Annotated in this window: 14 protein-coding genes; 8 read left to right on the top strand and 6 right to left on the bottom strand. The window is 55.0% G+C overall.

Annotation, left to right across the window (positions count from 1 at the left end; genetic code table 11):
* Positions 1 to 15: 15 nt before the first annotated feature.
* The 4 genes from ACOI7D_RS19120 (at position 16) to ACOI7D_RS19105 (ending at position 4209) form a co-directional block, all read left to right on the top strand.
* Positions 16 to 378, top strand: coding sequence for a YnfA family protein (locus ACOI7D_RS19120; RefSeq protein ID WP_072140454.1), 363 nt, complete (start codon positions 16 to 18; stop codon positions 376 to 378).
* Positions 379 to 492: 114 nt separating this feature from the next.
* On the top strand, positions 493 to 1776 hold the full coding sequence (locus ACOI7D_RS19115; RefSeq protein ID WP_023289556.1) for an MFS transporter: 1284 nt from the start codon (positions 493 to 495) through the stop codon (positions 1774 to 1776).
* Positions 1777 to 2045: 269 nt separating this feature from the next.
* Complete coding sequence (locus tag ACOI7D_RS19110) at positions 2046 to 3509, top strand: mannitol dehydrogenase family protein (RefSeq protein WP_064154662.1); 1464 nt, start codon at positions 2046 to 2048, stop codon at positions 3507 to 3509.
* Between the two features lie 268 nt (positions 3510 to 3777).
* Positions 3778 to 4209, top strand: a complete 432-nt coding sequence (locus tag ACOI7D_RS19105; protein WP_048334875.1) for a universal stress protein — start codon at positions 3778 to 3780, stop codon at positions 4207 to 4209.
* Positions 4210 to 4260: 51 nt separating this feature from the next.
* Here the strand turns inward: ACOI7D_RS19105 and ACOI7D_RS19100 are convergent, their stop codons facing one another.
* Together ACOI7D_RS19100 and ydfG are read right to left on the bottom strand one after the other, a co-directional pair.
* A complete protein-coding gene (locus ACOI7D_RS19100) occupies positions 4261 to 4947 on the bottom strand; it encodes a GntR family transcriptional regulator (RefSeq protein WP_004206025.1) in 687 nt (228 codons plus the stop codon).
* Between the two features lie 91 nt (positions 4948 to 5038).
* Positions 5039 to 5788 (bottom strand): bifunctional NADP-dependent 3-hydroxy acid dehydrogenase/3-hydroxypropionate dehydrogenase YdfG, encoded by a 750-nt coding sequence (gene ydfG / locus ACOI7D_RS19095; RefSeq protein ID WP_023289559.1) that lies wholly within the window; start codon positions 5786 to 5788, stop codon positions 5039 to 5041.
* A gap of 130 nt (positions 5789 to 5918) precedes the next feature.
* Between ydfG and dcp the strand changes: the two genes are divergently transcribed.
* Positions 5919 to 7964, top strand: coding sequence for a peptidyl-dipeptidase Dcp (gene dcp / locus ACOI7D_RS19090; RefSeq protein ID WP_065812488.1), 2046 nt, complete (start codon positions 5919 to 5921; stop codon positions 7962 to 7964).
* Between the two features lie 53 nt (positions 7965 to 8017).
* Here dcp and ACOI7D_RS19085 read toward each other — a convergent pair whose 3' ends face one another.
* Positions 8018 to 8182, bottom strand: a complete 165-nt coding sequence (locus ACOI7D_RS19085; RefSeq protein ID WP_158238024.1) for a hypothetical protein — start codon at positions 8180 to 8182, stop codon at positions 8018 to 8020.
* 30 nt (positions 8183 to 8212) lie between these two features.
* Here ACOI7D_RS19085 and ACOI7D_RS19080 point away from each other — a divergent pair, with 30 nt between their 5' ends.
* Positions 8213 to 8815: a LysE family translocator gene (locus ACOI7D_RS19080; protein ID WP_109547386.1), complete on the top strand. Its 603-nt coding sequence runs from the start codon at positions 8213 to 8215 to the stop codon at positions 8813 to 8815.
* Here ACOI7D_RS19080 and ACOI7D_RS19075 read toward each other — a convergent pair.
* The gene (locus tag ACOI7D_RS19075; protein WP_109547385.1) at positions 8810 to 9703 is read right to left on the bottom strand and encodes a LysR family transcriptional regulator; all 894 of its coding nucleotides are present in this window, start codon (positions 9701 to 9703) and stop codon (positions 8810 to 8812) included. The genes ACOI7D_RS19080 and ACOI7D_RS19075 overlap by 6 nt on opposite strands.
* 206 nt (positions 9704 to 9909) lie before the next feature.
* On the opposite strand from ACOI7D_RS19075, the gene ACOI7D_RS19070 reads away from it, so the two are divergent.
* The gene (locus ACOI7D_RS19070; protein ID WP_044522830.1) at positions 9910 to 10446 is read left to right on the top strand and encodes a GNAT family N-acetyltransferase; all 537 of its coding nucleotides are present in this window, start codon (positions 9910 to 9912) and stop codon (positions 10444 to 10446) included.
* 78 nt (positions 10447 to 10524) lie between these two features.
* Here ACOI7D_RS19070 and ACOI7D_RS19065 read toward each other — a convergent pair whose 3' ends face one another.
* Positions 10525 to 11196 (bottom strand): SOS response-associated peptidase, encoded by a 672-nt coding sequence (locus ACOI7D_RS19065; protein ID WP_109547384.1) that lies wholly within the window; start codon positions 11194 to 11196, stop codon positions 10525 to 10527.
* A gap of 348 nt (positions 11197 to 11544) precedes the next feature.
* Here ACOI7D_RS19065 and ACOI7D_RS19060 point away from each other — a divergent pair, with 348 nt between their 5' ends.
* Positions 11545 to 11667, top strand: a complete 123-nt coding sequence (locus ACOI7D_RS19060) for a small membrane protein (protein WP_044522836.1) — start codon at positions 11545 to 11547, stop codon at positions 11665 to 11667.
* Here the strand turns inward: ACOI7D_RS19060 and ACOI7D_RS19055 are convergent.
* Complete coding sequence (locus ACOI7D_RS19055) at positions 11664 to 12299, bottom strand: helix-turn-helix transcriptional regulator (protein WP_074186650.1); 636 nt, start codon at positions 12297 to 12299, stop codon at positions 11664 to 11666. The two genes, ACOI7D_RS19060 and ACOI7D_RS19055, sit on opposite strands and share 4 nt — an antisense overlap.
* Between the last annotated feature and the right edge of the window lie 188 nt (positions 12300 to 12487).

The following is a 12487-nucleotide window of genomic DNA, read 5'->3' as shown; positions in this document are numbered from 1 at the left end:
CTATTATCGCGTAGAATAGTTCAACGCTTTGTCTCTTTTACGAATCTTTTAATGCTCAAAACAACGCTGCTGTTCTTTGCCACCGCCCTGTGTGAAATCGTCGGCTGCTATCTGCCGTGGCTATGGTTAAAGCGCGGGGCCACGCCGCTGCTGCTGATCCCCGCCGGCCTGGCGCTGGGGCTGTTTGTCTGGCTCCTGACGCTCCATCCGACCGCCAGCGGGCGGGTATATGCCGCCTACGGTGGCGTCTACGTTTGTACCGCATTGCTCTGGCTGCGGGTCGTTGATGGGGTCAAATTAACCCATTATGACTGGGCGGGCGCGGCCATCGCCCTGTGCGGCATGCTGATCATCGTGGCCGGCTGGGGACGAGCGTAAGCCCGTCTTGTGTGATCCCTGCCACTTTTTTAAACCCTAATTCTTGTATGGTAGTCGACCTGTTGCCTTACTTATCAGACATCATATTGGGTTATGACTCTGTAAGGAATCACGATGGCTATTGAGACATTTGCCCCACAGGCGGGCGCGACGCCGCTGCGCATCCGTCGGGTGCAGAAGATCACCCTGACGCTGCTGTTTATCGCCGGGATCGTTAACTTTCTTGACCGCTCTTCCCTGAGCGTCGCCGGGGAGGCGATACGCGCCGATCTGGGTCTGAGCGCCACCGAGTTCGGGGTGCTGCTCTCCGCTTTTTCGCTCTCCTATGGCTTCGCGCAACTGCCCTCGGGCATTTTGCTGGATCGCCTCGGACCGCGGGTTGTGCTGGGCGCCGGGCTGATATTCTGGTCTGCGATGCAGGCCCTGACCGGGATGGTCAATTCATTCTCGCATTTTATTCTGCTGCGCATTGGCCTCGGGATCGGTGAAGCGCCGTTTATGCCCGCCGGGGTGAAATCGATCAACGACTGGTATGCGCAAAGAGAGCGCGGCACGGCGGTGGGGATATTTAACTCCTCGACGGTGCTGGGGCAAGCCATTGCCCCGCCGGCCCTGGTCATCATGCAGCTGGCCTGGGGCTGGCGGACAATGTTTGTGGTGATTGGTTTGGCCGGAATTCTGGTCGGCCTGTGCTGGTATGTGGGATACCGTAACCGGCGGCAATTCACTCTCCAGGAAGAGGAGCAACGCTATCTGGCCAGCGAGGAGGCGGCCCGGCCGGCGCTGAAACTGAGCGAATGGCTGGCGCTGTTTAAACGGCGTACTACCTGGGGGATGATCCTCGGCTTCTCCGGGGTGAACTATACCGGCTGGCTGTATATCGCCTGGCTGCCCGGCTATTTGCAGGCTCAGCAGGGGTTAAGCCTGGCGCGCACCGGCTGGGTGGCGGCGATCCCGTTCCTCGCCGCGGCGGTGGGGATGTGGGTCAATGGTCTGGTGGTCGACGCCCTGGCGCGCAGAGGCTACGATCTGGCGAAAACCCGCAAAACGGCGATCGTTGCCGGTCTGGTGCTGTCGGCGCTGGGAACGCTGCTGGTGGTGCAATCGTCCACGCCGACCCAGGCGGTGGCATTTATCTCTATGGCGCTGTTCTGCGTCCATTTCGCTGGCACCTCGGCCTGGGGATTGGTACAGGTGCTGGTGGCGGAGCATAAAGTGGCGTCGGTGGCGGCGATCCAGAACTTTGGCAGCTTTGTGTTTGCCTCCTTCGCGCCGATAGTCACCGGCTGGGTCGTGGATACCACCCATTCTTTCAATCTGGCGCTGGTGATCGCCGCCGGGGTGACCTTCGCCGGGGCGCTGTGCTACTTCTTTATCGTCAAAACCCGCATCGATTAACCAACCAGGAAGCCACAGGCCCGCAGGGAGGCACGGCCTGCGCCATGCTTCATCTTCTCTTACCGCTTCGCGGCGGATTTTCTCCTGCCATCCCAGAGATTTTGTGATCGCTCGCCAGCGACCACAACCCGCTAAAAGCTTCTTGTATGGTAGTTGACAGAAATCAAAGATGTTATACCAATTGCGTGAGATGGTTGAGGCACAAAGGCATTCTCCTCGAGAGTTCTCCCAGAGAATGGTTGATGAGCCACATAACAACGAGAGTCATCATGGAAAACACCCTCTTAACCGCTAACGCCATACAGCCGGACTACGATCGCCGCGCGCTGGTCCCCCGTATCGTCCATCTGGGTTTTGGCGCGTTCCACCGCGCCCATCAGGCGGTCTACGCCGATATACTGGCCAGCGAGCACGGCAGCGACTGGGGCTACACTGAAGTCAATCTGATTGGCGGCGAGCAGCAGATCGCCGATCTCCGGCAGCAGGATCTGCTGTACACCGTGGCAGAAATGTCCGCCGACGCGTGGACCGCGCGCGTGGTCGGGGTGGTGAAGCAGGCGCTGCACGCCCAGGTTGATGGTCTCGAGGCCGTGCTTTCGACGATGTGTGAGCCACAGGTGGCCATTGTCTCCCTGACCATTACCGAAAAAGGCTATTGCCATTCGCCAGCCAGTGGCGAACTGCAGCTCGATCACCCGCTGATCGCCGCCGATCTTGCTAACCCGCGCCAGCCGAAATCGGCAGTGGGCGTGGTGGTGGCGGCCTTAGCGCGTCGCCGGGAGGCAGGGCTGTCGGCCTTTACCGTGATGTCCTGCGATAACATGCCGGAAAACGGTCATGTGATGCGCAACGTCGTTTGCGCCTACGCCCGGGCGCTGGACGCGGACCTCGCCGCATGGATAGAACAGAATGTCACCTTTCCGTCGACCATGGTGGACCGTATTGTCCCGGCGGTGACGGCGGAAACCCTCGATAAAATTGAACAGCTGACCGGCGTGCGCGACCCGGCTGGCGTGGCCTGTGAGCCTTTCCGCCAGTGGGTGATTGAGGATAACTTTGTCGCCGGACGTCCACAGTGGGAGAAAGCGGGGGCGGAGCTGGTCGCCGATGTGGTGCCTTTCGAAGAGATGAAGCTTAGGATGCTCAACGGCAGCCATTCGTTCCTCGCCTATCTCGGCTATCTGGCCGGTTATCAGCATATCAACGACTGTATGCAGGATGACAACTACCGCCGCGCGGCGCTGGCGCTGATGCTGGACGAGCAGGCTCCGACCTTAAAAGTGCAGGGGGTGGATCTGTCACACTATGCCAGTCTGCTGATTGACCGCTACTGCAATCCGGCGCTCAAACACCGTACCTGGCAGATTGCCATGGACGGTAGCCAGAAGCTGCCGCAGCGCATGCTGGACTCGGTACGCTGGCACCTGGCGCACCAGCATGACTTCACGCTGCTGGCGCTGGGCGTGGCGGGCTGGATGCGCTATGTCGGCGGTGTTGACGACGCCGGTCAGGCGATCGAAATTTGCGATCCGCTGCTGCCGGTGATCAAGGAGGCGGTAGCCGCCAGCGCCGATGGCGAAGCGCGCGTCAAAGCGCTGTTGGGCATTGAGGCCATCTTCGGCCGTGAGCTGCCGCAGGAAGCGCGGTTCGTTTCGGCGGTGACCCGCGCCTATGTTGCGCTGCAGCGTCAGGGGGCCAAAGCCACCGTTGCCGCATGGGCTGAGGCGCAATAATCGTTTATTCCCGGTGTCGGTCATGGGATCGACACTGGCTCTTCTGCTGTTTCCGCACGGTTCCGCCGATATTTCTTTTTTTGCTGTCGATCGCTTTTAGCAGACTAAAAATATGATCGAACGCAATGTCCTTACATAATTCTATATTTCCCTGATTTACTAAAGATAATTAGCTGTTATTTTTCCGAATAAAGGCTGGTCATTCACCGCAAAAATGGCATAGTTAAGTTATTGAAAAATCACTTTCTCTGGAAAAGGAGTGCGGGCCATGTATAAAAAGATTTTATTGCCTGTTGATGTTTTTGAAATGGATTTAAGCGATAAGGCAGTGCGTCACGCGGAATTTCTCGCGTCGGCGGAAAATGGCGAAATCACCTTGCTCAACGTTCTGCCGAACAGCAGCCGTTCGTTATTACGCGGGTTTACGGCGGATATTCGTAAATTCGAAGCCTATATGCAGGAAGAGTCGGAGAAAAAGATGCGCGAGGTGGCGCGACTGTTCGACATACCGATGTCGCGGATCCATACCCGGGTCGTCTTTGGTAACGTGCGCGATGAAATTCTGGCTATCAGTAACAACGAAGCGTTCGATGTGATAGTGATTGGCTCCCGCAAACCGGGGATCTCCACCCATCTGCTGGGCTCCAACGCCGAATCCATTTTGCGCTACGCCAAAACGCCGGTGCTGGTGGTCAGATAATCCTTTCCATTACGACGGCTGCGTCTGCCTTATTTCGCAGCCGTCTGATCCTTACTCTTCGCTAAACCAGTCGCGATTCTCCTGGCGGATCAACAGCACGGATTCGCTGATTTCATGCAAATGAATACTCATGGCTTTCTCGACCGCCTCGGCGTCGCGTTTTTCCAGCGCGGTGAAAATTTCATGATGCTGGCGCAGCAGCATCTCCGGGGAGGAGACATGGTCGAGGCTCATGTAGCGCACGCGGTCAATAGCGGCTTTGATGTTTTCCACCGTATCCCAGGCCAGCTGACAATCGGCAATAACTGACAACTTCTGGTGAAATTCATCATCAAGCAGGAAAAAGTCGTTTAACTGCTGACGGTCGACGGCAATACGCTGCTGATGAAGATTCTGCTCCAGCTGATAGACTTGCTCATCGTTAATCATGCCAGCGGCACGGCGGACCACCGCGCATTCAATCGCCTGGCGGACAAAGCAACCATTGCGCACCTGAGACAGGGAAATTTTGTTGACGTAGCTGCCGCGCTGGGGACGGATCTGGATAAGTCCATTCTCCGCCAGCTTAATAAAGGCCTCGCGCACCGGCTGACGAGATACCGCAAAACGCACGGAGACTTCTTTCTCCGACAGCGGCGTGCCAGGCGGGATCAGGCAGTGAACGATATCCCGGCGGAGGATGCGATAAATTTGCTGATTGACGGGTTGCGTCGGATTCAGTTGCGATTCTGCGGCCATTGATGGTTACTTTTTATGGGGTTATGCGCACTATTTTACGCGTTTTTTGCGGTTCCGCCCATACCCGGCCAGCAGGCCGGGTGGCTGATGGTTAGCCCTGGCGGTGAACGCTGAGTCCGGCAAAGCTCTGGCTCACCGGCATCATCTCCAGGGTGTTGATGTTGACGTGTTTCGGCAGGGTGGCCACCCACCAGACCGCCTCGGTCACATCTTCCGGCGTCAGGGCTTCGGTGTTCTCGTAGGTTTTACCGGCTTTGGCGTCATCGCCTTTAAAGCGGACGTTCGAGAACTCGGTGCCGCCCACCAGGCCCGGCTCGATGTCGGTGACGCGCACCGCGGTGCCGTGCAGGTCGGTGCGAAGATTGAGGCTGAACTGACGGACGAAGGCTTTGGTCGCCCCATAGACGTTACCGCCGGCGTAAGGCCAGCAGCCTGCCGTGGAGCCGATGTTGATGATGTGGCCGCGATTGCGCGCCACCATGCCCGGCAGGACGGCGCGGGTCATGTACACCAGCCCTTTATTATTGGTGTCGATCATATCTTCCCAGTCTTCCACGCTGGCGCGGTGCGCCGGCTCCAGACCGAGCGCCAGACCCGCGTTGTTCACCAGCACATCGATTGCCTGCCACTCTGCGGGCAAATCGGCAATCAGCGTCTCAATAGCGGCGCGGTTGCGAACGTCCAGTTGCGCGATATAAAGATTATCGCCCAGCTCGTCTTTCAGCGTCTTCAGGCGCTCTTCGCGACGTCCGGTCGCAATCACTTTATGACCGTTAGCGACAAAACGGCGAGTAATACTTTCACCAAAACCGGCAGTGGCGCCGGTGACCATGATAATCATCTTACTGTTCCTCAACGCTTTTTGTGTTTTCATACCATAGCACGCACAGGCGGCGACCGGTAACCGAAATCATTGCGACCCCTTAAGGAGAAGCCTAATCTTACAGGATAAGCCTGTACAGGAGAGAAAGATGTCCGAACAAAACCCCTTTTTTAGCGTCAGTCTGTTGCCTTACCAGGCGCCGCGGTTTGATCTGATTGAAGACAGTCACTATCGGCCGGCGTTTGATGAGGGCGTCCGGCAGCAGCGCGAGGAGATCCGCGCCATTATCGACAATCCGCAGCCGGCCAGTTTCGCCAACACGCTCGAGGCGCTGGAGCAGAGCGGACAGCTGCTGGCGCGGGTGACGCGGGTCTTTTTCGCCATGGCCAGCGCTCATACCAACCCTTATCTGCAATCACTGGATGAACAATTTTCCGCCGAGCTCGCCGGGCTGGGGAATGACATCTGGCTCAACGAGGCTTTATTCCAGCGGGTGAACAGCGTCTACGAGCAGCGCGAGACGCTCTCGCTTGACGGCGAATCCCGGCGTCTTCTGACCCTGACATGGCAACGCTTTGTTCACGCCGGGGCAACGCTGGCCCCGGCGCAGAAGGCGGTGCTGCGCGCCCTGAATACCGAAGCGGCCACTTTGCAAAGTCAGTTCCAGCAGCGGCTGCTGGGGGCGGCGAAAAGCGGCGGCCTGGTGGTCGATGACCGGCATCAACTGGATGGCCTGACCGATGAGGAGATAGCGGCAGCGGCCGACGCGGCGCGGGAAAAAGGGCTCGGCGATCGCTGGCTGCTGACGCTGACCAACACCACCCAGCAGCCGCAGCTGCTTGCGCTGCGCGACCGGCAAACGCGGGAGAATCTCTTCGCCGCCGGCTGGACGCGCAATCAGCAGGGCGATGAGCATGATACCCGTAGTCTGGTGCTGCGGCTGGCGGCGATCCGCGCGCAGCAAGCGGAACTGCTGGGGGCGGCAAACTACGCCAGCTGGGCGCTGACCGATCAAATGGCGGCTTCTCCGGCGGAGGCATTGGGCTTTATGCGCCAGATTGCGCCGGCGGCGCGGGCGAGGGCGGAACGTGAGCTGGCGGACATCCAGCAGGTGATCGACAACGAAGGCGGGGAGTTTCGCGCGCAGGCATGGGACTGGCTTTACTACAGCGAGCAGGTGCGGCGGGCTGCCTATGCCATTGATGACGCACAGCTCAAACCCTATTTTGCCCTCGAGCGCGTGCTGCAGGACGGCGTCTTCTGGACGGCATCGCAGCTCTTTGGGCTCCGCTTCGTGGAACGCTTTGACATCCCGGTGTACCACCCGGATGTGCGGGTTTGGGAGATTTTCGACCACAATGGCGAAGGGATGGCGCTGTTTTACGGTGATTATTTCGCGCGCGATTCAAAGAGCGGCGGCGCCTGGATGGACGTGTTTGTCGAACAGTCGACCCTGCGGGAGCAGCGCCCGGTTATCTATAACGTCTGCAATTATAGCCGGCCGCAGAGCGGACAGAGCGCGCTGTTGTCATGGGATGAGGTGATCACCCTGTTCCATGAGTTTGGCCACGCCCTGCACGGACTGTTCGCCAGCCAGCGCTATGCCAGCCTCTCCGGGACCAATACCCCGCGGGATTTTGTCGAGTTTCCGTCGCAAATCTTCGAACACTGGGCCAGCCATCCGCAGGTATTCACCCACTATGCGAAGCACTATCGCTCCGGAGAGCCGATGCCGGAGGCGCTGCGCGACAATATGTTGCGTGCGGCAACCTTCAATAAAGGGTACGACATGAGCGAGCTGCTGGCTGCTGCGCTGCTCGATATGCGCTGGCACACGCTGTCGACCACCGCGTTTCCGGACGAGGTGGATGCATTTGAGCAGAGGGTACTCCGGGAAGAACACCTCGATCTGGCGGCCGTTCCCCCGCGCTATCGCAGCAGCTACTTCTCCCATATCTTCGGCGGCGGCTATGCGGCAGGCTATTACGCCTATCTGTGGACCCAGATGCTGGCCGACGACGGCTATCAGTGGTTCGTGGAGCAGGGCGGTTTGACCCGTGAGAACGGTCAGCGCTTCCGCGAGGCGATTTTATCTCGCGGCAATAGCGCTGATTTAGCTGAACTGTATCGCCAGTGGCGCGGACACGATCCAAAGATTGAGCCGATGCTGAAAAATCGCGGGTTGAGCGCATAGGCCATCGGGCGGTGAGAAGCGATCGATTGGGTGTTTTCCTTATCAGGCGCTTTTCACTGGCCATGCTTTGATCGCAGGGGATTGCGCCAGGCGCCGGTCAGAAGAAATAGCGCGAAAATAATCAAATACACATTTAGATAAAAGCCACTTAATCCCGTTGCGATATCGAGGTAGTCTTTCAATAACGTCATGCAGGTGGTAATAAAACCACCTGCCACGATATCTCTCCCTGGAAAACGGATAAATAAATGGTTTTGATCCTTACTATGCTTATGTTTGCGCTGGCCCTGTCATTTTCGCCAGGTCCGGTTAATATGGTTATTATCTCTTCCGGCGCTGCGCATGGATTCAGAAAAACATTTTCTTTCGTCTCGGGCGCCACTATTGGTTTTACATTGTTACTGGTTTTTATTAGTTTTGGACTCTACGCGGCCATCGCAACGCACCCCCGGTTTTTTAGCTATCTGAATATCGTTGGTTCGTTATTTATCTTGTTTCAGGGCTATAAAATTGCCACTTCACATCCGGAATGGTCACTGAAAAAAGCACAGGCGCCGGGGTTTGCGCAGGGTTTTTTAATGCAATGGCTCAATCCTAAAGCCTGGGCTGCCTGTGCCTCTGGCGTCGCCTTGTTTTCTGAACCCTCGTCGCGCCTGAGTATATCGCTATTTATTATCATCTACTTTTTTGTCTGCTATCTGTCCCTGGCGGCCTGGGCGATATTCGGTGATAAAATGTCAGCGATTCTCAAAAGCAGAGCACAGATCCGCCTGTTTAATCTGGTGATGGGCGGATTATTGTGCATGACTGCGGGTTACATACTGTATTCGCAGTCTATTACCTATTCATAGCGGCTGATGTTCAACGGCATTATAGATATAATTAATCAGTTTATAGGCCGCGCCGCTAACTGAAATATTGCCAGGCCATAGGGCATACACTTTTAGCGGGGCTAATGACCAGTCAGGAAGTAGTTCCTGCATGTCGCCGCGGCGGATATCCTCTTCGCAGAGAAAACGCGGTGGAGCGGCCAGGCCAATTTGTTGTCTGGCAAGGGCATAGGCGGCCTCAACACTATCGACATACACGCCGGGTGTATACTTTATTATCGCCTGTTCGCCGTTGCGATGTCTGAACTCGCGCACATTCTCCCTCATCGTCAGCCCAATCCACGGCATTGATTCAAGCATAGCGGGATGATCAACGGGAGGATAGCGCAGGAGAAAGCCCTTTGCTGCCACCAGCTTTCGCGGCAGAACAAACAGGTGCCGTGCCTTGAGAGCGCTATCGGGGAGCTCGCCAATGCGAAAGGCGACATCAATACTGTCGGCAATAATGTCCTCGCGCAGGTCACTATAAGAAATGCTCAGAGCAATATCCGCGTTCTCTTTAATGAAATTTGCAAGATGGTGAGTGAATGGGCTGTTTAAAAAAACGGCAGGTATGGAAATACGCAGCTTACCGGCTGTGGATACTGAACGTTGCTTAAACTCAATGACGCCTTTTTCATAAAGCTCGAGCATTGACCTGGCGGTCTCCAGCACACTTTCGCCATCTTGTGTTAGAGAAAGCTTTCGGGTATTTCTGTAGAGCAAAGCGCTGTTAAGGTTTTTCTCAAGCCTGGATAAATGTGCGCTTGCTGTTGCGGTCGACAACCCTAACGCCGCGGCGCCGCCTGAAACAGAACCGCTCTCGACAATTTTGGCAAAGACTATCAGGTAGCGGATGTCATCGATCATTTACAGTCCTGTGTTCACTCGGTAACGATATGCGTGGCGCCGATAAAAAGGGATCCCGTTTCCGGATTACCATATCCTATTTTTATTGCCGGAAGTATCTGTTTAATCGCGCTTCTCAGGTCCGCTTGAACGAGTACCAGGCATTCACAACGGCAGGGAGGGTTCGCGAAGCGTCGCGGGCCACCTCACTCGTCAAGGAGATACGTTTGCATATTGAGACTCATCGCCTGCGTCTTCGCCCTGTCATGGCTGAAGATGTCGCCGATCTTTACCGAATTTATGGCGATCCGGCGACCAATACCTTTAACCCCGCAGGACCCTACCCGGATATTGACTATGCCAGTACGGTTCTCCAGCGCTGGCTTGCCCACTGGCACGATCGCGGGTTTGGCAACTGGGCCATATCGGCGCGTGATGCCCCGGAAAAAATCATTGGCTTTGGCGGCTTAAGTATTCGCCGCTATAACGATGTCATCCTCAACAATCTTGGCTATCGATTCGCAACTGAGGCATGGGGAAAAGGGCTGGCCACCGACCTCGCGACCTCGGCGGTAAGATATGGCTTCGAGGCGATCAAACTCACGGAGATTTCAGCGGTGGTGAGGGCGAATCACCTGGCTTCGCGAAAAGTGCTCGAGAAAGCAGGCTTGAGGTTCATCAACGAGATTGCCGATATAGAAAATGCGCCGCCGAGTCTGCTTTATTCGTTGACCTTAAGCGAGTGGTTAAGCCAGTCGGGCTAACTCGCGGGGGCTTATTGGCAAGGCTGGATCGCACCGCAGCCGGCGAATCTGGCGGGGGATCGGCACAGAGTTATGCGCTCATTCTACTGGCTCAATTAACGCTGGCCCCTGATTGTTCACATTGCCGACCGCCCGCGATACCGCGTGCCAGGTGAAATCGTCGGCGGAGACGCTTCCGTCCCTGGCAATCTCCGCCGCATCCGCGCCGGTGAGATCCTGCCTCATCCATTCCCGGGCGGCTTCCGGCGTCAGGACCAGCGGCCGGCGGTCATGTATATCGACAAGACCGCGATCGGCGGCAGCGGTCACCAGCAAAAATCCTTCAGCGCTGTCCCCGCGTTCGAAGGGGGTGCTGCCAATAGCGGCCATAAATATCGGCTGGCCTTCCTTCCGCTGGATGAAGTAGGGCTGCTTTTTGTCTCCGACCTTTTTCCATTCAAACCAGCCATCGGCGAAGCAGATCGCCCGCCCGTGCTGCCACAGCGGTTTGAACATCCTGCTGGTGGCAGCGGTTTCAACCCGGGCATTAATCAGCGGTGATTTATCCCACCATCCCGGCGCATAGCCCCAGTGAACGGGATCGAGGTGGAGTTGCTCATTCCTTTCACTCAGGAGTAACACTTTTGTCCCGGGCGCGACGTTATACCGCCCAATGGGCTCCGGGTCCCAGGGGATATCGCGTTCGGCCTCTTCTGCGAGAAACGCCAGGTATGCTTCCCGCGTCTGTGCTTGCGCAAAACGTCCGCACATCGCCACCTCCAGCCAGATGTCTGACTAAAAGTATAGAACAGCGGAAAAAAGGGGACGCCTTGCCAAAAACCACAATCATTCCACAGGGAGAGGCTACCATTTCAGGCCAGCGTCTTGCCAGACGACTCTGCAATAACCGTTCGGTGTGGTACCTGACTTTTTCTCTTTACGATTAATCTTTATTACCCTAATAACCGGGGCTAGAGAGAAGGCTTCTTCTCTTTTATTGCTTTTCAGAATTATCGTATGTGGCTTTACCTTTGTCTGAAATGGTTGGCGTTTAGTTGTGTTCGAAAACTTTTACCCCTTATTATTTAAAAATCATCTTTTACTTTGACAAGGTTGTTTATGAGTAACTGGCTATTATTATCCCTGGCGGTAGTGTTATTATTGACATCATTAATTTTTGGTCTCTCCTATGTTAAAGATCGAAGAAAAATGAAGATGCGATTTAACAAAACTCGACGTTAACCGATCCTTCCTGAGGACAGCGCAAGAGCAACGGATGAGAATTTCGTTAACTCTTGTTTGGTGGCTATTTGGAATTTTTTCATGATATTGATTTTATGGGAAAAGACCGTTTTATGGCTGATACCCAGTTCTTGCGCTATCTGCTGATTATTCATTCCCGTTCTGATCGCATCGATAATATAAAGTTGTGATTTGGTCAATGTTAATCGAGGGCATTTTACACAGCGTCTGCTGTCTTTTACCTGGCGACCATCAATTGACGCTGTTGACTCCATGAGATGTTTCGCAATCTGATTTTTTATACGGTGCAATCCGGTGTTGATACTAATAAAAGTAGCATCACGTAGACAATACGGTATCCGATCAACTTGCACAGCACTATCGGTGGGAACGAAAATAAAAATAGACGTTTGTTCGGGGATTTTTTTGAAAACCGGGTGGCATAGGTAATGTTCACCGGTCGTCATTTCCGTAAACAGCATATCTATCTGACCGAGAGTATCTGGTGAGTATTGCAAAATGGAAAAAGGTGTACAGATGTTTTCTTCCTTTGCGACCTCGATAAGAAGTTCACAAACACCTCGATTAAGAAATATGTTTTCAGTATTAATGAAAATATTAGTCATAGTAATGCCGATTGTCAAAATATTAATATTTTTAAGGGGGAGAGCATTTACAGTATATGGGATTAGGATATTTCTAATAGCTAATAAAATCAATAAATCCATTTTTGAGACTTTATCTGGAAAAGACTTTAAAAAGCATATAAATCAATGTGTTGATTTTGGGCTTTGCCCTGTTGTAGCCGGTGATTTGGCAC

Source organism: Klebsiella sp. C360, assembly GCF_048822415.1.
In the GTDB taxonomy this organism is placed as follows: domain Bacteria; phylum Pseudomonadota; class Gammaproteobacteria; order Enterobacterales; family Enterobacteriaceae; genus Klebsiella; species Klebsiella quasipneumoniae.
This window is presented reverse-complemented; position numbering and strand designations above follow the sequence as displayed.